This window comes from Enterobacter sp. EGD-HP1 (genome assembly GCF_000733275.2).
In the GTDB taxonomy this organism is placed as follows: Bacteria; Pseudomonadota; Gammaproteobacteria; order Enterobacterales; family Enterobacteriaceae; genus Enterobacter.
In genome coordinates, this window is sequence record NZ_AVOP01000001.1 from 205,283 (window position 1) to 225,539 (window position 20,257).

General features: G+C 56.3%; 23 protein-coding genes and 1 other annotated feature. Of the genes, 8 read left to right on the forward strand and 15 right to left on the reverse strand.

The features are described from left to right. The first annotated feature begins 174 nt into the window (after positions 1 to 174). The 6 genes from hemP to N037_RS01000 all read left to right on the forward strand — a co-directional run bounded on the left by hemP (position 175) and on the right by N037_RS01000 (position 6,063). Positions 175 to 357: a hemin uptake protein HemP gene (gene hemP, locus N037_RS00975; RefSeq protein ID WP_032638304.1), complete on the forward strand. Its 183-nt coding sequence runs from the start codon at positions 175 to 177 to the stop codon at positions 355 to 357. Between the two features lie 77 nt (positions 358 to 434). Beyond that, the gene (locus tag N037_RS00980) at positions 435 to 2,417 is read left to right on the forward strand and encodes a TonB-dependent hemoglobin/transferrin/lactoferrin family receptor (RefSeq protein WP_032638306.1); all 1,983 of its coding nucleotides are present in this window, start codon (positions 435 to 437) and stop codon (positions 2,415 to 2,417) included. Positions 2,418 to 2,452: 35 nt separating this feature from the next. Then, positions 2,453 to 3,481: a hematinate-forming heme oxygenase ChuS gene (gene chuS / locus N037_RS00985; RefSeq protein WP_032638307.1), complete on the forward strand. Its 1,029-nt coding sequence runs from the start codon at positions 2,453 to 2,455 to the stop codon at positions 3,479 to 3,481. Further along, on the forward strand, positions 3,478 to 4,299 hold the full coding sequence (locus tag N037_RS00990; protein WP_032638309.1) for a heme/hemin ABC transporter substrate-binding protein: 822 nt from the start codon (positions 3,478 to 3,480) through the stop codon (positions 4,297 to 4,299). Before chuS ends, N037_RS00990 begins: the two co-directional genes overlap by 4 nt. Continuing rightward, complete coding sequence (locus tag N037_RS00995) at positions 4,299 to 5,291, forward strand: FecCD family ABC transporter permease (protein WP_032638311.1); 993 nt, start codon at positions 4,299 to 4,301, stop codon at positions 5,289 to 5,291. The genes N037_RS00990 and N037_RS00995 overlap by 1 nt, the downstream gene beginning before the upstream one ends. Next, positions 5,284 to 6,063, forward strand: coding sequence for a heme ABC transporter ATP-binding protein (locus N037_RS01000; RefSeq protein WP_032638314.1), 780 nt, complete (start codon positions 5,284 to 5,286; stop codon positions 6,061 to 6,063). The genes N037_RS00995 and N037_RS01000 overlap by 8 nt, the downstream gene beginning before the upstream one ends. Here the strand turns inward: N037_RS01000 and selO are convergent. The 14 genes from selO to thrS form a co-directional block, all read right to left on the reverse strand. Next, on the reverse strand, positions 6,060 to 7,502 hold the full coding sequence (selO, locus tag N037_RS01005; protein ID WP_032638317.1) for a protein adenylyltransferase SelO: 1,443 nt from the start codon (positions 7,500 to 7,502) through the stop codon (positions 6,060 to 6,062). The two genes, N037_RS01000 and selO, sit on opposite strands and share 4 nt — an antisense overlap. Before the next feature lie 61 nt (positions 7,503 to 7,563). Then, on the reverse strand, positions 7,564 to 8,280 hold the full coding sequence (locus N037_RS01010; protein WP_023335378.1) for an EAL domain-containing protein: 717 nt from the start codon (positions 8,278 to 8,280) through the stop codon (positions 7,564 to 7,566). Positions 8,281 to 8,574: 294 nt separating this feature from the next. Continuing rightward, on the reverse strand, positions 8,575 to 9,039 hold the full coding sequence (locus tag N037_RS01015; protein ID WP_032638319.1) for a C40 family peptidase: 465 nt from the start codon (positions 9,037 to 9,039) through the stop codon (positions 8,575 to 8,577). Between the two features lie 73 nt (positions 9,040 to 9,112). Further along, positions 9,113 to 9,868: a vitamin B12 ABC transporter ATP-binding protein BtuD gene (gene btuD / locus N037_RS01020; RefSeq protein WP_032638321.1), complete on the reverse strand. Its 756-nt coding sequence runs from the start codon at positions 9,866 to 9,868 to the stop codon at positions 9,113 to 9,115. Then, entirely contained in the window at positions 9,868 to 10,419 is a 552-nt protein-coding gene (locus N037_RS01025; protein ID WP_032638323.1) for a glutathione peroxidase, read from the reverse strand. The genes btuD and N037_RS01025 overlap by 1 nt, the downstream gene beginning before the upstream one ends. A 34-nt stretch (positions 10,420 to 10,453) precedes the next feature. Beyond that, complete coding sequence (gene btuC, locus N037_RS01030) at positions 10,454 to 11,434, reverse strand: vitamin B12 ABC transporter permease BtuC (protein WP_023335374.1); 981 nt, start codon at positions 11,432 to 11,434, stop codon at positions 10,454 to 10,456. Positions 11,435 to 11,537: 103 nt separating this feature from the next. Beyond that, the gene (gene ihfA, locus N037_RS01035; protein WP_003857805.1) at positions 11,538 to 11,837 is read right to left on the reverse strand and encodes an integration host factor subunit alpha; all 300 of its coding nucleotides are present in this window, start codon (positions 11,835 to 11,837) and stop codon (positions 11,538 to 11,540) included. Between the two features lie 4 nt (positions 11,838 to 11,841). After that, positions 11,842 to 14,229: a phenylalanine--tRNA ligase subunit beta gene (pheT, locus tag N037_RS01040; protein ID WP_032638325.1), complete on the reverse strand. Its 2,388-nt coding sequence runs from the start codon at positions 14,227 to 14,229 to the stop codon at positions 11,842 to 11,844. A 15-nt stretch (positions 14,230 to 14,244) separates the two neighbouring features. After that, positions 14,245 to 15,228, reverse strand: a complete 984-nt coding sequence (gene pheS, locus N037_RS01045; protein WP_021241084.1) for a phenylalanine--tRNA ligase subunit alpha — start codon at positions 15,226 to 15,228, stop codon at positions 14,245 to 14,247. 62 nt (positions 15,229 to 15,290) lie between these two features. Beyond that, positions 15,291 to 15,415, reverse strand: a sequence feature (Phe leader region). Continuing rightward, entirely contained in the window at positions 15,366 to 15,410 is a 45-nt protein-coding gene (gene pheM / locus N037_RS24735; RefSeq protein ID WP_001386830.1) for a pheST operon leader peptide PheM, read from the reverse strand. It overlaps the preceding feature by 45 nt. A gap of 117 nt (positions 15,416 to 15,532) precedes the next feature. Then, positions 15,533 to 15,889, reverse strand: coding sequence for a 50S ribosomal protein L20 (gene rplT / locus N037_RS01050; RefSeq protein ID WP_000124850.1), 357 nt, complete (start codon positions 15,887 to 15,889; stop codon positions 15,533 to 15,535). A gap of 51 nt (positions 15,890 to 15,940) precedes the next feature. Beyond that, positions 15,941 to 16,138: a 50S ribosomal protein L35 gene (rpmI, locus tag N037_RS01055; protein ID WP_003030583.1), complete on the reverse strand. Its 198-nt coding sequence runs from the start codon at positions 16,136 to 16,138 to the stop codon at positions 15,941 to 15,943. A 97-nt stretch (positions 16,139 to 16,235) separates the two neighbouring features. After that, the gene (gene infC / locus N037_RS01060; protein WP_014069901.1) at positions 16,236 to 16,778 is read right to left on the reverse strand and encodes a translation initiation factor IF-3; all 543 of its coding nucleotides are present in this window, start codon (positions 16,776 to 16,778) and stop codon (positions 16,236 to 16,238) included. A 3-nt stretch (positions 16,779 to 16,781) separates the two neighbouring features. Then, positions 16,782 to 18,710: a threonine--tRNA ligase gene (gene thrS, locus N037_RS01065; RefSeq protein WP_008500657.1), complete on the reverse strand. Its 1,929-nt coding sequence runs from the start codon at positions 18,708 to 18,710 to the stop codon at positions 16,782 to 16,784. A gap of 324 nt (positions 18,711 to 19,034) precedes the next feature. On the opposite strand from thrS, the gene yncL reads away from it, so the two are divergent. Both yncL and yniD read left to right on the forward strand, forming a co-directional pair. Further along, positions 19,035 to 19,127: a stress response membrane protein YncL gene (gene yncL, locus N037_RS24740; protein ID WP_071787459.1), complete on the forward strand. Its 93-nt coding sequence runs from the start codon at positions 19,035 to 19,037 to the stop codon at positions 19,125 to 19,127. A gap of 98 nt (positions 19,128 to 19,225) precedes the next feature. Then, entirely contained in the window at positions 19,226 to 19,333 is a 108-nt protein-coding gene (gene yniD, locus N037_RS24745) for a small membrane protein YniD (RefSeq protein ID WP_008500658.1), read from the forward strand. 79 nt (positions 19,334 to 19,412) lie between these two features. Here the strand turns inward: yniD and N037_RS01075 are convergent, their stop codons facing one another. Then, positions 19,413 to 20,171, reverse strand: a complete 759-nt coding sequence (locus tag N037_RS01075; RefSeq protein ID WP_032638330.1) for a DUF481 domain-containing protein — start codon at positions 20,169 to 20,171, stop codon at positions 19,413 to 19,415. Between the last annotated feature and the right edge of the window lie 86 nt (positions 20,172 to 20,257).

Here is a 20,257-nt window from a genome sequence, read left to right on the forward strand (position 1 = left end):
CGGTACGTGCCCTTCTCCCTCTCCCACAGGGAGAGGGGCGGAGTGAGGGCATCAGACCGCACCTCACCCCCAAATTTGATCCCCTCACCCTTTTTTCACAAAAACGCTTGCCGTCAATTTGTAGTTTATTGATAATGATTATCATTGTTACATTGATTGCTATTTATAAACATTATGTCACGTACGGATAACAGCGCGGCAACGCCAGCAAAAACACACACAGCGCCAGCCCCCGCCGAGCGTCGCATTGACAGCAAAACCCTCCTCGGCGATGAGGGACGGGTCATTATCGAGCATGACGGCCAGCGCTATCTTCTGCGCCAGACCCATGCCGGAAAACTGATCCTCACAAAATAAACAACACCTAAAAATACGCCAGCCACCCAGGTGATACCCAGGCAGCCAGCGCTTTTCACTTCTTATGGAGAGTTGCTATGCCACACCTGCCTTCCGCATCTTTACGTCCGTCACTTCTGGCGCTGGCGATTGTCAGTGCCCTGCCGGGCATCGCGTTCGCCGCCACAGACGACATTACCGTCACCGCCACGGGCAACGCCCGTAGCACCTTTGAAGCGCCCATGATGGTAAGCGTCATTGACGTCACCGCCCCGGAAAACCAGACCGCCAGCTCTGCCGCCGACCTGCTGCGTAACGTCCCCGGCCTGACGCTGGACGGCACCGGGCGCACCAACGGGCAGGACGTCAACCTGCGCGGCTATGACCGTCGCGGCGTGCTGGTGCTGGTTGACGGCGTGCGTCAGGGCACCGACACCGGTCATCTGAACAGCACCTTTCTCGATCCCGCGCTAATCAAACGCATCGAGGTGGTTCGCGGCCCGTCGGCCCTGCTGTACGGCAGCGGCGCGCTGGGCGGCGTGATCTCCTATGACACCGCCGATGCGAAAGATCTGCTCGAACCCGGTAAAAACAGCGGCTACCGCGTGTTTGGAACAGGCGCGACGGGCGATCGTAGCCTCGGGATGGGGGCCAGCGCCTACGGTCGCACCGATACGCTGGACGGTCTGGTCTCCTGGTCCAGCCGGGATCGCGGTGATATCCGCCAGAGCGACGGTGCAACCGCGCCTAACGACGAATCCATCAACAATATGCTGGCGAAAGGCAGCTGGAAACTCGACCCGGCCCAGACCCTGAGCGGCTCCCTGCGCTACTACAACAACGCCGCTCAGGAGCCGAAAAACCCGCAAACCACCGGAGCCGACAGCAGTAATCCGATGACCGACCGCTCCACCATTCAGCGCGATGCGCAGGTTGGCTACCACATTGCACCGGAAGGATACGACTGGCTGAACGCTGACGCGAAGATCTACTGGTCCGAAGCGCGCATTAACGCCCAGAACGTCGACGGCAGCGGTGAGTTTCGCAAGCAGACGACCAAAGGCGGCAAGGTGGAAAACCGCACCCGCCTGTTCACCGACACCTTTGCAGCACACCTTCTGACCTACGGCGGGGAATACTATCGTCAGGAACAGCATCCGGGCGGGGCAACCACCGGCTTCCCTGACGCGAAAATCGACTTCAGCTCCGGCTGGCTTCAGGATGAGATCACCCTGCGCGATCTGCCTGTTACCCTGCTGGGCGGCACGCGCTATGACAGCTACCGCGGCAGCAGCGACGGCTACAACGATGTGGATGCCGATAAGTGGTCATCCCGCGCCGGGTTAACCGTCAGCCCAACCGACTGGCTGATGCTGTTTGGCTCTTACGCGCAGGCCTTCCGCGCGCCGACCATGGGCGAGATGTATAACGACGCCAAACACTTCTCCATTGGCCGCTTCTATACCAACTACTGGGTGCCAAACCCGAACCTGCGCCCGGAAACCAACGAAACGCAGGAGTTTGGTTTTGGCCTGCGCTTTGACGATCTGATGCTTGCCAACGATGCGCTGGAGTTTAAAGCCAGCTATTTCGACACCAAAGCCAAAGACTATATCTCCACCACCGTCGATTTTGCCGCCGCGACCACCATGTCGTACAACGTTCCGAACGCCAAAATCTGGGGTTGGGATATGATGGCAAAATACTCTGCCGACCTCTTCAGCCTCGATCTGGCCTACAACCGCACGCGCGGGAAAGACACCGAAACGGGCGAGTATATCTCCAGCATCAACCCGGATACCGTCACCAGCAAGCTGGATCTCCCGGTGGCGCAAAGCGGGTTCTCCGTCGGCTGGATCGGTACTTTTGTCGATCGCTCAACGCATATCAGCAGCAGTTACAGCAAACAGCCGGGCTATGCGGTCAACGATTTCTACGTGAGCTACAAAGGCCAGGAGCGGCTCAAAGGCGTGACCACCACGCTGGTGCTGGGCAACGCCTTTGACAAAGCGTACTGGTCACCTCAGGGCATTCCGCAGGACGGTCGCAACGGCAAGATTTTCGTAAGCTATCAGTGGTAATTCCCTTCGGGGCAACTATTCAGAAGGAAGAAAAAATGAATCACTACACGCGCTGGCTTGAGCTAAAAGAAGCCAATCCGGGTAAGTACGCCCGCGACGTCGCGGGGTTAATGAACATCAGTGAAGCGGAGCTGACCTTTGCCCGCGTGGGTCACGACGCCTGGCGACTGCGCGGTGAAATCCGCGAGATCCTGGGCGCGCTGGAGGCGGTGGGCGAAACCAAATGTATCTGCCGCAACGATTACGCCGTCCACGAACAGGTAGGGAGCTTCACCAACCAGCACCTGAACGGCCACGCCGGGCTGGTGCTGAACCCGCGCGCGCTGGATCTGCGCCTGTTCCTCAACCAGTGGGCGAGCGCGTTTCACATCAGTGAAGCCACCGCCCGGGGCGAGCGGCAGAGCATTCAGTTCTTCGACCACCAGGGCGATGCCCTGCTGAAAGTCTACGCCACGGATAATACCGACGTTTCCGCCTGGGGCGACGTGCTGACCCGCTTTATCTTTGCCGAGAATCCTCCGCTGGCGTTGAAGATGGCCGATGCCCCGGCTCACGCTGAAAACGCGGATGCCGCGCTTGTGGACAAAGAGTGGCGCGCCATGACCGACGTTCATCAGTTCTTCAGCCTGCTCAAGCGCCATAACCTCAGCCGCCAGCAGGCGTTTCGTCTGGTGGGTGACGATCTGGCCTGCCGGGTAGAAAACACCGCGCTGGCGCACCTCCTGGAAACGGCGCGCCGGGACGGCAACGAAATCATGGTCTTCGTCGGCAACCGCGGCTGCGTGCAGATCTTCACCGGCGCGGTGGAAAAGCTGGTGCCGATGAAAGGCTGGCTGAACGTCTTTAACCCAACCTTTACCCTGCATCTGCTTGAAGGATCCATTGCGGAAACGTGGGTCACGCGCAAGCCGACGGCTGATGGTCATGTTACCAGCCTGGAGCTGTTTGCTGCCGACGGAACGCAAATCGCCCAGCTGTACGGCCAGCGTACGGAAGGCGAGCCGGAGCAGAGCCAGTGGCGCAGCCAGATTGACGACTTAACGGCGAAAGGGCTGGCAGCATGAAACGGTGGCTTGCCCTGCTCAGCGCCCTGCCCCTGCTGGCGTTTGCTGCGCCGCAGGAGAAAATCGTTACCCTCGGCGGCGACGTCACCGAGATTGTCTACGCCCTCGGCGCGGCGTCTTCGCTGGTGGCCCGCGACAGCACCAGCCAGTGGCCGTCGGCGGCGAATGCGCTGCCTGACGTGGGCTATCTGCGTCAGCTCAATGCGGAGGGGATCTTATCCATGCGCCCCACGCTGGTGCTGGCAAGCGCCCAGGCGCAGCCGTCTCTGGCGCTAAAGCAGGTAGAGCAAAGCCACGTCAGGGTGATCGCTGTTCCTGCCGGTAACGATCTAAACGTCATTGACGAAAAAGTGCGGATCGTCGCTGAAGCGACGCACCGCGAGGCCGAGGGGGAGATCCTGCGCAGCACGCTGCGTCAGGCGTTGTCGGCGCTGCCCGCGTCAGCGCTCAATAAGCGGGTGCTGTTTATTCTCAACCACGGCGGGATGACCGCCATGGCCGCCGGGCAGCAGACCGCCGCGGACGCTGCCATTCGTGCGGCGGGGCTGCAGAACGCGATGCAGGGGTTCACCCGCTATCAGCCGCTGTCGCAGGAGGGCACGATCGCCAGCCGACCCGATCTGGTGGTGATTTCTCAGGACGGTCTCAACGCGCTGGGCGGTGAAGCGAATCTGTGGACGCTGCCCGGCCTGGCGCAAACCCCGGCGGGACGGAATAAGCAGGTGCTGGCGATTGACGATATGGCGCTGCTGGGCTTCAGCGTGCGAACGCCGGAAGCCATCCAGCAGCTGCGTGCCAAAGCGGAGCAACTGCCCTGATGTCCCGGCGGATCGCCTTATCGTTATGGATGCTGACCGCGATCCTGACCATCATGACGCTCGCAGCGACCGGGGTTGGGGCATTACACCTGTCGGTGAGCCTGCTATGGAACGGCGCCGACGAGGCGCTGCGTCAGATCTGGCTGACGATCCGCCTGCCTCGCGTGCTGCTGGCGCTGGCAATTGGCGGTTCACTGGCGCTGGCGGGCTGCGTGATGCAGGGACTGTTCCGCAACCCGCTGGCGGACCCGGGTTTGCTGGGGATCAGCAGCGGCGCGGCACTTGCCGTTGCGCTGTGGGTGGTGCTTCCGCTCTCGCTGCCTGCACTGGTGATGCTGTACGCCCCGATGCTGGCGGCGTTTCTCGGCGCGCTGGCCGCCACCGTTATGATCTTCCTGCTCAGCCAGCAGCGTAACAGTTCCCTGTCCCGCCTGCTGCTGGTAGGCATTGCCATCAACGCCCTGTGCGGCGCGGCCGTCGGCGTGCTCTCCTGGCTCAGCAACGATGCCCAGCTTCGCCAGCTTTCGCTCTGGGGAATGGGCAGCCTCGGCCAGGCGCAGTGGTCCACCCTGCTTGCGGTAACGTCGCTGATGGTGCCTGCGGTTCTGGCCATCTGGCGGCTGGCCGGGCCGCTCAACCTGCTGCAGCTGGGCGAAGAAGAGGCGCACTACCTCGGGGTGGATGTTGCCACGGTGCAGCGGATCCTGCTGTTGTGCAGCGCCCTGCTGGTCGCCGCGGCGGTGGCCGTTAGCGGCGTGATCGGCTTCGTTGGTCTCGTGGTACCGCATTTGATGCGTATGTGGCTGGGATCCGACCATCGGGCCGTCGTCCCCGGATCGGTGCTGGCCGGTGCGCTGCTGCTGTTGGTTGCCGATACGCTGGCACGCACGCTGGCCGCCCCGGCGGAAATCCCCGTCGGCCTGCTGACCAGCCTTCTTGGCGCGCCGTGGTTCCTCTGGCTTATCTTTCGTCGCGGAGGTGCACATGGCTGAGCGCTATTGTGCCGAGAACATTTCCTTTTACGCCGGTCAACGGACGCTGATCGACGACGTTTCGCTTACCCTGTCTCAGGGTGAGCTGGTCGCGCTGATTGGCCCTAACGGTGCCGGAAAATCGACATTATTGCGTCTGCTTACCGGCTATCTCAAACCGGCAAGCGGACTGTGCACTCTGGCTGGTACACCGCTTGCGGCCTGGTCACCAAATATCCTCGCCCGCTATCGGGCGGTGATGCGCCAGAGCACGCAGCCGGGATTCGACTGGCCGGTGGAAGCGGTGGTCGGAATGGGTCGCGCCCCGTGGACACGCGTCCCTGAAGCGTCGGTGGTTGAGGAGGTCATGGCAATTACCGGCTGTTTACCGCTGGCGGGCAGGCAGTTCGCGGCGCTCTCCGGCGGCGAGCAGCAGCGGATCCAGCTCGCCCGCGCGCTGGCCCAGCTCTGGTGCGACGGCACTCCGCGCGGCTGGCTGTTTCTCGATGAACCCACCTCCGCGCTGGATCTCTACCACCAGCAGCATCTGCTGCGCCTGCTGAAATCCCTGACCCGCCGGGGCCATCTCCACGTCTGCGTGGTACTGCACGATCTTAATCTGGCGTCACTGTGGGCGGATCGTATCCTGCTGCTGCATGGCGGCAGGCTGGTCTCCCGGGGCGCACCGGAAGACGTGTTGAAGACCGAGGAGGTTGCGCGCTGGTACGGCGCGCAGGTGCTCGTCGGCAGCCATCCGGCTCACCCCGTGCCGCAGGTATTTCTCGCGCCCTAGCTTGAGCAGCTGACCTCCAGCCGCTTGCCCCAGTCCGGCGGGCGGCTGACGTAGTCATCATCCCGGTCGGCAAACGGCGTGCGCAGCGCCAGGTGCAGGCGGTGTAATTCGCTGTACTCACCCTGCTCTGCCTGCTCAATCGCCCGCTGCGCCAGCCAGTTGCGCAACACCATCGCGGGATTCGTCGCGTTCATATGCGTTTGGCGGGTGGCGTCATCCACCTGCTCCTGCTGCAGCCGCGCGCGGTACTGTGCAAACCAGTCGTCAAACGCCTGCCTGTCAATAAATTCGTCGCGCAGCGGGGAGGCCGCGCTGTGCTGCTCCGTCTGGCCCAGCATTCTGAAGGTACGGGTATAATCACTACCCTCGCGCGCCATCAGGGCAAACAGGCCATTGAGGATATCGTTATCGCCCCTCTCCTGCGTCATCAGCCCCAGCTTGTTGCGCATCAGCGTGCCATATTCTCGCAGCAAGATGTCCTGATAGCTGTCGAGCGCATCGTTGAGGGCATCAACGTCGATAAACGGCGACAGGGTTTGCGCAAGCCGCTGCAGGTTCCACAGGCCAACCGCTGGCTGATTGTCAAAGCTGTAACGTCCCTGATAGTCGGAGTGGTTGCAGATATAGCCCGGCTGGTAATCGTCCAGGAAACCAAACGGACCGTAATCAAAGGTCAACCCGAGGATCGACATGTTGTCCGTATTCATCACGCCATGGGCAAAGCCTACCGTTTGCCAGCGGGCAATCAGGGCTGCGGTTCGGGCAACCACATCCCTGAACCAGAGAACGTATTTATCCGCGTCGTCCTGCAAATGCGCCCAGTGGTGACGAATGGCAAAGTCAGCCAGCTGGCGAACCTTGTCCGGCTCCCGGCGATAGTAAAAGTGCTCAAAATGGCCGAAGCGCAAATGGCTTTGCGCAATGCGCATCAGCATTGCCCCCTTTTCTACCGTTTCGCGCACTATCGGCGTATCGCTGGTGACAATGGACAGCGCGCGAGTGGTGGGGATCCCCAGGGCATGCATCGCTTCGGACGCCAGGCTCTCGCGAATCGTTGAACGCAGCACCGCGCGCCCGTCGCCCATTCGCGACCAGGGAGTAAGGCCTGCGCCTTTCAGGTGCCAGTCAACCGTCTCCCCGTTGGGCAGCTGTTGTTCACCGAGCAGGATCCCCCTGCCGTCGCCCAGCTGTCCCGCCCAGACGCCAAACTGATGTCCGCTATAGACCTGAGCCAGAGGTTGCATACCGGCGAGAAGCGTTTCACCGCCCCAGACGCCTGCGCCCTCTGAACGCTGAAACAGTTCAGGCGGAATGGCCAGCTCTTCTGCCAGCAAATCGTTATGCCAGATAAGGCGTGAATTTTGTAACGGTGTTGGTTTGAGTGCGGTGTAAAAGCCAGGCAACTCGTCATGCCAGTGAGCAGTAAAAGACAGGGTCATAGGTCCTCCTGCTTTTAGTGTAGAGGGTTTACCGGCACTTAAACACGGGCGAAAGCAAGGGTTATCGCTGCTGAACCAGCGTAGTGACATGTTCTGCAGAGACGGCTGGCCAGAGAGCCCCCTGCATTGCGCCAAAATTGAAGGACAAAACGCGCTGCAACAGGCCGTGGTCGTCAATGCCCGAGACGATCACTGACTGGCAGTGCGGCGTGATTTGCCAGAGGATGGCGCGCATAAAAGGCTCAAAAGAGAGCTCCGGAGCACGCTGCTGAATGAATCCTTTATCAAGGATTACCCGTTTAAATAATCCATCATAGACCGCTTTGAGCGATGCGGCGCCTGCACCAAAGTTTGCCAGGACCAGCGGGAAATGGATTGCCATTCTCGCCAGCTGCAGATCGTCCTTTCCGTTATTTAAACCTGGATAATTCTCATTAACAGTAAACTCAAGAAACGGATAACGCTCAAGAATTGAAACAGCGTTTCCATTACTTAATAAAAACTCAACTATTGCAGGTGTAATATTGATCCATGCAATTAACTGATGCTGAATAAAAAACAGTTTACAGGTATCAAGCAATTGCAGTTTTTCGTTAAACAGCGCTAACTCTTCAGCCGCTGAAAGCCGAGGGATAACAAGCTCAGTGGGGATCCGCACATCGCTGCCGACGCCAGTAAAGTTAACCAGAATTTCTAAACCTTTAAGCTCACCTGCGCTATTACGGGCAGGTAAAAGCAGCAGTTCAGACTGGTAAGCATTATCTAGCGTAATAATCATTGCACTCGCCCCGCATTAAAGATGAGAGAGGACATCCTGGAGCAATTGCCGACACAATTCCACTGTCTTGATTTTAATAAGATTAATTTCATTAGTTCCGTATTAATTTTCAGATTTATCCCTGAATCTAAAATAATTTTATCCTGGTTGCAGAATAATAGCCAGTTTTAGATAAAACAGACACATGCAGGATTAGCTAATTTTAGGTAAATTTAACTTTAAGCATCTTATTTGAGAAAAAACGGCATGCTTTATTACTTATCATGCCGTCATAAGAGAAGAATCCAACAAAGACTATATACGTCGTGCCTGCCAGAAATTTTTACGCCAGTAAACATTATCAAGAGAAGAGCGCATCACGCCGCGGCTGGTCGACGCGTGAATGAACTGATTGTCTGTATCATATATTCCTACATGAAGACCGCTTTCACCCGATCCGGTTTTGAAGAAAACGAGGTCCCCGGGCAGAAGATCGTCTCTATCAATTTCAGTGCCTATTTCTGCCTGTTTGCGCGTTTCGCGGGGAAGCTGTAAATCAAACTTATCGCGAAACGTCATCAGAACGAAGCCGGAGCAATCCACACCGCCGCGGCTCATGCCGCCGTAGCGATAAGGCGTGCCGCGCCAGTTGCTCAGCTGATCGTTAAGGCTGGCAATGACGGTGATCGAATCTGAAAGCCGTGGGTTAGGCGGCGGCGCACGATGGCTACTGCATCCTGCAAGAAAGAGTATGGCCATCAGGAGAAACCAGAATCGCATTTCAGACGAATCCTCTGCTTTTTTTGTTCTTTTCGTAATTTAGCGTGCAATTGTGCTAAGAGGCAAGAAACGGTTACGCCTGCCCGGTAGAAATCAGCATCTTATGACCCTCTATATCCAGCCTGCGGAACGACATGTTGTACGCGCGGGCAAGATGGGGCGGCGTAAGAACCCGATCCCTCGCACCGCTGGCGATCATCTTTCCCTTCGACAACAGCCACACCCGGTGGGCATGACGCAGGGTATGATTGAGGTCATGACTGCTCATGACTACGGCGATACCTTTTCGGCTCAGGGCGCTTAGCAGCGTATCCAGTGCCGCCTGCTGCGCCACGTCCAGACCGCTCATGGGCTCGTCGAGAATCAGCATCCGCCCGTGAGGATTGCCTGCCGGGTGGATCTGAAGGATCACGGCCGCCAGGCGCACCCGCTGCCACTCTCCGCCGGAAAGCTGGCTGGCATGCCGGGACAGTTTATCTTCCAGCCCCAAAGCCGCGGCCACGTCCGTCAGCAGTGACGTCTGTTGTTTGTCGTGCAAATGCAGCATCAGATAGTGCCAGACCGGCATCGCAAAAGGCGGCACCTGCTGCTGCACCAGGTAGCTGCGCCGATGCGCCAGCGAGACCGGCGACCAGTCGGCGAGCGTATGCTCCAGCAGCGTTATCTGCCCTTCTCCGTCGGTCATGCCTGCCATCCGCGCCAGCAGCGTGCTCTTCCCCGCACCGTTTGGCCCGACAAGATGCAGGATTTCGCCCGCATTGACGGTATCGGTTATCGGCTCCAGACGCCCCTTCTCGGCAACGTCCGTGAGCTGCATCAGCAACGACATTATTTCGCCAGCGCCAGCTTGATCGATTCCATGACGATCGGATCCTCAGGAGTCATATCCGGCGAAAAGCGCTGAACAACCTGGCCGTCGCGGCCAATCAGGAATTTTTCAAAATTCCACAGGATATCGTCCGGGTAAAGCGGCGCGCGGCCTTTGCTGGCCATGCGTTCATAAAAACCGCTTCCTTCCGGCGCAACGGCCTTCGGCGCGGCAGCGATCAGCTTCGCATACAGCGGATGGCGGTCTTCACCGTTGACATCGATTTTGCTGAACATCGGGAACGTCACGCCATAGGTGGTGCTGCAGAAGGTTTTAATCTCCTCTTCGCTGCCCGGCTCCTGGCCCAGGAACTGATTGCACGGGAAGCCCAGCACGGTGAAACCGTCTTTCTCCCAGGCCTTCTGAATGTTTTCCAGCTGCTCGTACTGCGGCGTCAGGCCACATTTGGATGCCACGTTGACGACAAGCAACACGTTGCCTTTGTAGCCTTCCAGCGTGGTTTTCTCGCCGTCAATGGTGGTCACTTCGGTATTCAGAATAGTAGTCTGCATAGCATTCCCTCAGGTTGTCTTACGGCTAGTTGATTTAACGTCCAGCTTTTAATAGTAGCCAGATAAATACCGGCGCGCCCAGCGTGGCGGTCACCACGCCAATCGGCAGCTCTGCGGCCGTCAGGGCTAGCCGGGCGATGATATCGGCCACCAGCAGCGTGACGGCCCCGGCAACCGCCGAAGCCGGAAGCAGGGTCCGATGGTCCGTGAGGCCACACAGGCGCAGCATGTGCGGAATCACCAGCCCGATGAAGCCGATCGCGCCCGCCAGAGCCACGCTGACGCCCACCAGCCAGCCAATGGCTATTACCAGCACATTACGCCAGAAGCCAATCGGCATACCGAGCTGGCGGGCAGAGGTTTCACCCAGCGCGAGCATATTCAGCGGCTGTGCCTGCAGGGCAGCCCACACGATGACCGGTACCAGCAGCGCCATCAGCCAGCCCTGGTGCCAGTCAACGCCCCCAAAGCCGCCCATCATCCAGTACATCAGCTGACGCAGGTCAAAAGATGTTGAGAAGTAGACCGCCCAGGTCATTAACGCGCTACAGATGATCCCCAGCGCCACGCCGGCAAGCAGCAGACGGCTGGTCGATAGGTGCCGTCTGGCGAAGCGAAGAAGAATCGCGGTGATCAGTAATGCGCCGAGAATAGCGCTCAGGCTAATACTCCATCCGGAGAGCTCTCCCCCGCCCAGCATCACCGCCGCAATCAGACCCACGCCAGCTCCGTTCGACACGCCGAGCAGCCCGGGCTCCGCTAACGGATTATCAAACAACGCCTGCATAATGGTGCCGCACAGCGCCAGCGCGGCACCCACCAGAACCACCGCGACGGTGCGCGGAAGGCGAATTTGCCAGACGAAGAGCTGCCCGTCTGGCCCCCACCAGCTTTCAGGCCCAATCCACCGGTCTCCGGCGCAGAGGCTCACGGCCGCGGCGACAATGAGCAACAGCACCAGCAAAAGCAGGTGACGCCGATCGGAACGGTGCTGGAAATGGGCATAATCAAGCATGTGTACGGTTTTAGTAGCGTGAGATGTAATTGATTTTACGGCGGGTTTGCCGGGGAGCGCAAAGAAAAAAGGCCGCGTGGGCGGCCTTTTTAGTTAGTTCATATTACTCTGCTTTGGGCGTTGCGTTTTCGACACGGCTTTTTAACTTCTGGCCGGGTCTGAAGGTCACCACGCGGCGGGCTGTAATGGGAATATCTTCCCCCGTCTTCGGGTTGCGGCCCGGACGTTGGTTTTTGTCTCGCAAATCAAAATTGCCAAAACCGGAGAGTTTTACCTGCTCACCATTTTCCAGAGCACGACGGATCTCTTCGAAAAACAGCTCTACCAGCTCTTTGGCATCCCGTTTGCTAAGCCCAAGCTTATCAAACAGATATTCTGACATTTCAGCTTTTGTAAGCGCCATAGGTTCAATCCCTCAATGATGCCTGGAATCGCTCTTTTAATGCCTCTACACATTTGGCGACGGTAGCGGCAATCTCCTCTTCTTCGAGTGTACGGCTGGTATCCTGAAGGATAAGGCTAATAGCGAGGCTCTTGAAACCTTCTGCTACGCCCTTGCCGCGGTACACGTCAAATAAGTTTACGCCAACTACCTGATTTACGCCAACTTTCTTACATTCGGCCAAAATATCTGCTGCGGGCACATTTTCCGCGACCACAACCGCGATATCACGGCGGTTTGCCGGGAAGCGGGAGACGTCCTGAGCCTGAGGAATAACGCGGTCAGCCACCGGGTTCCATTCCAGCTCGAACACGATGGTACGGCCGTTCAGGTCTAGCTTGCGCTCCAGCTCAGGGTGAACAACTCCAATAAAACCAACGCGTTTGCCGTCTAAATAGATGGCTGCGCTCTGGCCCGGATGCAGAGCCGGGATGGCTTCTGCGCGGAATTCAATTTCAGATAATTTACCGGTCAGATCCAGAACTGCTTCCAGATCGCCCTTCATATCGTAGAAATCAACCGTGCCTTTTGCCAGGTCCCAGTGCTCTTCATAGCGGTTGCCGCTGATGGCGCCAGCCAGCATGAGATCCTGACGGATGCCTAAATTTGCCTGATTATCCGGTACAAAGCGCAAACCGCTTTCGAAAATTCGCACGCGGTTTTGCTGGCGATTCTGGTTATAAACGACAGTGCCCAGCAGGCCAGTCCACAGAGACAGACGCATCGCGGACATTTCGCTGGAGATTGGGCTTGGCAGGATCAGCGCGTCCTGACCCGGGTGGATCAGCTGCTGCAGCTTTGGATCAACGAAGCTGTAGGTGATCACTTCCTGGTAGCCTTTGTCGTTCAGCATGGTTTTCACACGCTTCAGGGACAGGTCGGCTTCACGGTGGGTGCCCATTACCAGACCCGCCTGGACAGGCTCGTCAGGGATGTTGTTGTAGCCGTAAACGCGGGCCACTTCTTCCACCAGATCTTCTTCAATTTCCATGTCGAAACGCCATGATGGCGCAACGGCTTTCCACTCGTCCTGCCCTTCGGTTACTTCACAGCCCAGACGTTTCAGGATGTCAGTTACCTGCGCATCGGCAACGTGATGGCCAATCAGGCGATCCAGCTTGCTGCGGCGCAGGGTGATGGTCGCACGCTTCGGCAGCGTCGCTTCGTTGGTGACGTCGATAACCGGGCCCGCTTCGCCGCCGCAGATGTCGATCAGCAGGCGGGTCGCACGTTCCATCGCTTTGTACTGCAGCGCCGGATCAACGCCGCGCTCGTAGCGGTGAGAGGCATCGGTATGCAGGCCGTGACGGCGTGCGCGACCGGTGATGGAGAGCGGGCTGAAGAACGCGCACTCCAGCAGGACGTTTTGCGTCTCGTCGTTCACGCCTGAGTGCTCGCCCCCGAAGATACCGCCCATTGCCAGCGCTTTGCTGTGGTCAGCAATCACCAGGGTGTCGGCGTTCAGTTTCGCTTCGCTGCCGTCCAGCAGAACCAGGGTTTCGCCCTCTTTCGCCATGCGCACAACGATGCCCCCGTCGATACGATCTTTATCGAACGCGTGCATTGGCTGGCCCAGCTCCAGCAGAACGTAGTTGGTCACGTCAACCACGGCGTCGATAGAGCGGATACCGCAGCGACGCAGCTTCTCTTTCATCCACAGCGGGGTTGGCGCTTTCACGTTGATGCCTTTCACCACGCGACCGAGGTAGCGCGGGCAAGCATCCGCAGCATCAACCTGAATAGGCAGCACGTCACTGATGGTCGCTTCAACCGGCGCAATGTCCGGCGCGTTCAGCTCGGTCTGGTTCAGCACGGCCACGTCGCGCGCCACGCCGATGATACCTAAGCAGTCGGCACGGTTTGGCGTGACGCTGATTTCGATGGTGTTGTCATCAAGCTTCAGGTATTCACGGATATCGGTGCCGACTGGCGCATCCAGCGGCAGCTCAATGATGCCGTTGTGGTCGTCGGAAATACCCAGCTCGGAGAAGGAGCACAGCATGCCTTCAGACGGCTCGCCGCGCAGCTTAGCCGCTTTAATTTTGAAATCGCCCGGCAGCACCGCACCGACGGTCGCCACGGCCACCTTCAGGCCCTGACGGCAGTTTGGCGCACCGCAGACGATATCCAGCAGACGGTCACCGCCCACGTTTACTTTTGTCACGCGCAGTTTGTCAGCGTTAGGGTGCTGGCCGCACTCTACCACTTCGCCAACGACCACGCCGTTGAAGGCACCGGAAACAGGCTCAACGCCGTCCACTTCCAGACCCGCCATGGTGATCTGGTTAGAAAGCGCGTCGCTGTCCAGCGTGGTGTTAACCCACTCGCGTAACCACAGTTCACTGAATTTCATTGTTCTGTCCTGCCCTTATTTAAACTGTTTGAGGAAACGCAGATCGTTTTCGAAGAATGCACGTAAGTCGGTCACGCCGTAGCGCAGCATGGTCAGACGTTCCATGCCCATGCCGAAGGCAAAGCCGGAGTAAACTTCCGGATCGATACCCACGTTGCGCAGCACGTTTGGATGCACCATGCCGCAGCCCAGCACTTCCAGCCATTTGCCGTTTTTACCCATCACGTCAACTTCCGCAGACGGTTCGGTGAACGGGAAGTAGGACGGGCGGAAACGAACCTGCAGGTCTTCCTCAAAGAAGTTGTTCAGGAAATCGTGCAGCGTGCCCTTCAGGTTGGTGAAGCTGATATTTTTATCAACAATCAGGCCTTCCATCTGGTGGAACATCGGGGTGTGGGTCTGATCGTAGTCGTTACGATAGACGCGGCCCGGCGCGATAATACGGATTGGCGGCGCCTGATCCTTCATGGTACGGATCTGAACGCCGGAGGTCTGAGTACGCAGCAGACGCGTAGCGTCGAACCAGAAAGTGTCGTGGTCAGCGCGTGCCGGATGATGGCCAGGAATGTTCAGGGCGTCGAAGTTATGGTAATCATCTTCGATTTCCGGGCCAGTCGCCACGGTAAAGCCGAGCTCACCGAAGAAACTTTCAATGCGATCGATGGTGCGGGTAACCGGGTGCAGACCGCCGTTTTCGATACGACGTCCCGGCAGAGAAACGTCGATCGTCTCTGCGGCCAGACGCGCATTCAGCACCGCGCTTTCCAGCTCGGCTTTGCGCGCGTTCAGCGCCTGCTGTACCTGCTCTTTGGCTTCGTTAATCACCGCACCCGCTGCCGGGCGTTCTTCTGGCGGCAGCTCACGCAGGGTTGTCATCTGAAGGGTAAGGTGCCCTTTCTTCCCAAGATATTCGACGCGGACATTGTCTAACGCGGCAACATCTGAGGCCTGATTAATGGCGGCTGTTGCACTGGCAACCAGCTCTGCGAGATGTGACATGATTTTCCTCATTATGTCGGTGCAGACACCGATTTGGTGGAGTTATTCTCTCAAATTCAGGCACAAAAAAAGCCTCCATCGGGAGGCTTATCTGGCGCTGTTTTTCGTTTCATCTTTCACGCGCTAGCCTCCTGAAATCAGGTGCTAAAGTAAAAGAAGAAGCGGAAAATAGCAGCATTCATGCTTGCGTTACCTTGTCTGGTAAAAACCGTTAAGACCTTATTGAAAAGCCTGGACGGATAAATGTCAATCTTCTGATGGTGTTAAATGAAAAGAGGGAGCCAGGCCCCCTCTCTCAACTGGCTTATGCCAGTGCTGCTTTCGCTTTTTCGACCAGAGCGGTGAACGCTACTTTGTCGAATACTGCGATGTCAGCCAGGATCTTACGGTCGATTTCAACAGAGGCTTTTTTCAGGCCGTTGATGAATTTGCTGTAAGAAATACCGTTCTGACGTGCTGCTGCGTTGATACGCGCAATCCACAGTTGACGGAACTGACGCTTACGCTGACGACGGTCACGGTAAGCGTACTGACCTGCTTTGATAACAGCCTGGAAGGCAACGCGGTAAACGCGTGAACGCGCACCGTAGTAGCCTTTAGCTTGTTTCAAAATTTTCTTGTGACGTGCACGTGCAATTACACCACGTTTTACGCGAGCCATATGTGCTCTCCTGTATCTATATTCTTAGTAAAAAAATTAAACGTTAACGGCTTATGCGTACGGCAGGCACGCGATAACCAGACCCAGATCGCCTTTAGAAACGAGGCCTTTTGGACGCAGGTGACGTTTACGCTTAGTAGATTTTTTGGTCAGAATATGACGCAGGTTTGCGTGCTTACGCTTAAATCCACCACCACCGGTTTTTTTGAAGCGCTTAGCAGCACCGCGTACGGTCTTAATTTTTGGCATCTTAATAACTTCCACTTCGCATTGTTAAATAAACGAAACATAGGCGAACAAAACCTATGAAACCCGAAGGCTCCACAGATTTTGCTGCTTGAAGGCCTTACTGTTTCTTCTTAGGAGCGAGCACCATGATCATCTGGCGGCCTTCGATCTTCGTAGGGAAGGATTCGACTACTGCCAGTTCACTCAGATCGTCACGGACGCGGTTAAGCACTTCCATACCAATCTGTTGGTGGGCCATCTCACGACCGCGGAAACGCAGTGTGATCTTGGCCTTATCGCCATCTTCCAGAAAGCGAATCAGGCTGCGGAGTTTTACCTGATAATCGCCATCGTCGGTACCAGGACGGAATTTGATTTCCTTAACCTGGATAACTTTTTGCTTCTTCTTCTGTTCCTTAGAAGACTTACTCTTTTCATAAAGGAACTTGCCGTAGTCCATGATACGACAAACTGGCGGTTCGGCGTTAGGGCTGATTTCAACTAAATCTACTCCAGCTTCTTCAGCTTTTTCGATCGCTTCTCTCAGACTCACAATCCCCAGTGGTTCACCTTCAAGATCTGTTAAGCGAACTTCCTGGGCGCGAATCTCGCCATTGATACGATTCGGACGTGCCGTTTGAACTCGTTTTCCGCCTTTAATACCTTATTCCTCCAGTTGTTGAAGACTGCGGCTGCGAATCTCTTGTTGCAGCTTCTCAATCACTTCACTTACGTCCAGGCTGCCCAGGTCTTTACCACGGCGGGTGCGAACGGCAACTTTGCCTGCTTCCACCTCTTTATCACCACAGACCAACATATACGGGACACGACGTAAAGTGTGCTCGCGGATTTTAAAGCCAATCTTCTCATTTCTCAAGTCTGCTTTTACGCGAATGCCCGCATTTTGTAGTTTCTGCGTCAATTCTTTAACGTAATCCGCCTGAGAATCGGTAATGTTCATCACTACTACCTGCACTGGCGCAAGCCAGGTTGGGAAGAAGCCAGCGAACTCTTCGGTCAGGATGCCGATGAAGCGCTCCAGAGAACCGAGAATTGCACGGTGAATCATTACCGGTACCTGACGCTCGTTGTCTTCGCCAACATAAGAGGCGCTTAAACGCTGCGGCAGGGAGAAGTCCAGCTGTACAGTACCGCACTGCCATGCGCGGTCGAGGCAGTCATACAGGGTAAATTCAATTTTCGGACCGTAGAATGCGCCCTCGCCCAGCTGGTATTCGAACGGAATACCGTTCTCTTCCAGCGCCACGGCGAGATCCGCTTCTGCACGATCCCAAGTCTCATCGCTACCGATACGTTTTTCCGGACGCGTTGAGAGTTTGACCACGATCTTCTCGAAGCCAAAGGTGCTATACATATCGTAGACCATACGAATACAGGCGTTAACTTCATCACGAACCTGATCTTCAGTACAGAAGATATGCGCATCATCCTGAGTAAAGCCACGAACGCGCATCAGACCGTGCAGCGCACCTGATGGCTCGTTACGGTGGCAGCTACCGAACTCCGCCATACGCAGCGGCAGGTCGCGGTAGGATTTCAGACCCTGGTTGAAGATCTGAACGTGGCCCGGGCAGTTCATTGGCTTGATGCAGTACTCACGGTTCTCAGACGAGGTGGTGAACATCGCATCTTTGTAGTTGTCCCAGTGGCCGGTTTTTTCCCACAGCACACGGTCCATCATGAACGGGCCTTTCACTTCCTGATACTGGTACTCTTTCAGCTTGGAGCGTACGAAGGTTTCCAGTTCACGGAAGATGGTCCAGCCGTCGTTATGCCAGAACACCATACCCGGCGCTTCTTCCTGCATGTGGTACAGGTCAAGCTGCTTACCGATTTTACGGTGGTCACGCTTCGCCGCCTCTTCCAGGCGCAGCAGGTACGCGTTCAGGGCTTTTTTATCGGCCCATGCGGTACCATAAATACGCTGCAACATCTTGTTGTTGCTGTCGCCACGCCAGTAGGCGCCTGCGATCTTCATCAGCTTAAAGTGATGACAGAAGCGCATGTTCGGCACGTGCGGTCCACGGCACATGTCGACGTATTCTTCGTGATGGTACAAGCCAGGCTTGTCATCATGCGAAATGTTTTCGTCAAGAATAGAGACTTTATAGCTCTCGCCGCGCTTCACGAAGGTTTCACGCGCTTCGTGCCAGCTGACTTTCTTCTTGATGACGTCATAGTTCGTTTCGGCGAGCTCGTGCATGCGTTTTTCGAGCGCGTCGATATCTTCCTGAGTCAGGGTGTGGTCAAGGTCAACGTCATAGTAGAAACCGTTGTCGATAACCGGACCGATCGCCATTTTGGTGTTTGGCCACAGCTGTTTGATGGCATGACCTAACAGGTGCGCGCAGGAGTGACGAATGATCTCCAGACCTTCTTCGTCTTTCGCGGTGATGATTGCAAGCGTCGCATCGTTTTCGATCAGATCGGAGGCATCCACCAGCTCACCGTTAACACGGCCAGCGATAGTCGCTTTCGCGAGACCAGGACCAATGTCCAGGGCAACATCCATTGGGCTAACAGCACGGTCGAAATGGCGTTGACTGCCATCAGGAAGAGTAATTACAGGCATTTTATATCCTTATTTGCAGTGATGCCCCACACATAAGAGCATATACAAAGAAAATAATCGTGATTTGACAATAGATTACGACACCATCTGACCAACAATCGTCAAATTGGTTCGCTATCATTTACCTGCCGAAAAATCAGACAACGTCGGATTTACGGTAAGCCTTGCAATGTTAACACTAACAAAAGGGAGATTGCACCCTCTGCTGGCAGATTGATGTGCTGGCACTTTAGCATGAATTTGCAGGTCGCATATTCCCGGTGCCCTTATTCCAGAGATGCTGGACTACTCTTGAACAGGTCCTTAAACCCAAAGGTGCATACCATGAACGTATCCAGTAGAACGGTTGTGATATTGAACATCCTTTCCGCCACAGGTTTAGTGTTGATTCTCGCCGAACGATTCCACTGGTTCTGAGCCGAACCCTGCGCTGGCATAACCCAATCGATCCTGAGAAGGGGCATATTTCGGCCCTGTTTGGTAGACTGTGGGTATCAACCAACAAGGATTAGGTTATGCCAACAAAACGATTTGCCGTAAAACACTGGAAAATGGTGCTGGTGCTGATTGCCATCTGCGGCGCAATGCTGCTACTCCGTTGGGCGGCAATGATTTGGGGCTAGGGGCGAAGACACGTCATCAGAAAGGACGTCAAAAGCCATAGACAATAAACGGGCCGACATCATCATCGGCCCGCTTTCATTACATTCTATAACCCAGTGAAACCGTGGTTCTGCGGTCGGTATGATCCGGCGCAGATTCTGGTGGTGAAGAGTTCCAGGTCACGTTGTAGGCGACTTTCAGACCAAAGTGTTCGTTGATAGCCACGTTCAGCGCCGTCTCAGAGTTCAGCGTCGTGTCGTCGGCACCAAATACAGAAACACCCTGGGTAAATTTGGTGGTGTCAGTCATCTGCCAGGCATAGGTACCGGAAGCGTAACCGAGCGGTTGGGTTTTGGTATCGCCATTGGTGTACTCGTCATAACGCACACCCGGACCGAATTCAAAACGGAGGCTGTGTACCGGACCGTTGAGGAACTGGCGACCATAACCCGCAGTAAACACATCTCGCTGGCGATAACCGTTGTAACGGTCGGTTAACCAGCTTGCCTGTCCAAACAGGTAGTCATAATCGGTCATGTTGTAACGGCTACGTCCGCCTACCGCATATTTCTCGGAAGAACGTTCGTCATTAGCGGAAGTGTTGCTGGCATTACCCCACAGAGACCAGGCGGTGGTGTTGCCGTACCAGGTGAGCGTACTGTCCGCCGTGAGAGAAGAGCTTTTCGTGTTACCGGATTGTGCCAGGTACCCGGCGTTCAGGTTACCTTCAAACGGTTTTTTCGCGGTGGAAGGATCGTCCATGACAGTAAAAACGGTATCATCAGCGGTCGCGTTCATAGCCGCAAACACGCCACCCGCCAGCATCAGTGCAGCGGGCACTGTCTTTAAAAGCTTCATTTTATTAAGGAGTCCGTACAACAAAAAAAGAGACCACACGGTCCCGGAATCTTTCTTGAGGATCAATGACAAGGCGTCCAGAGAAA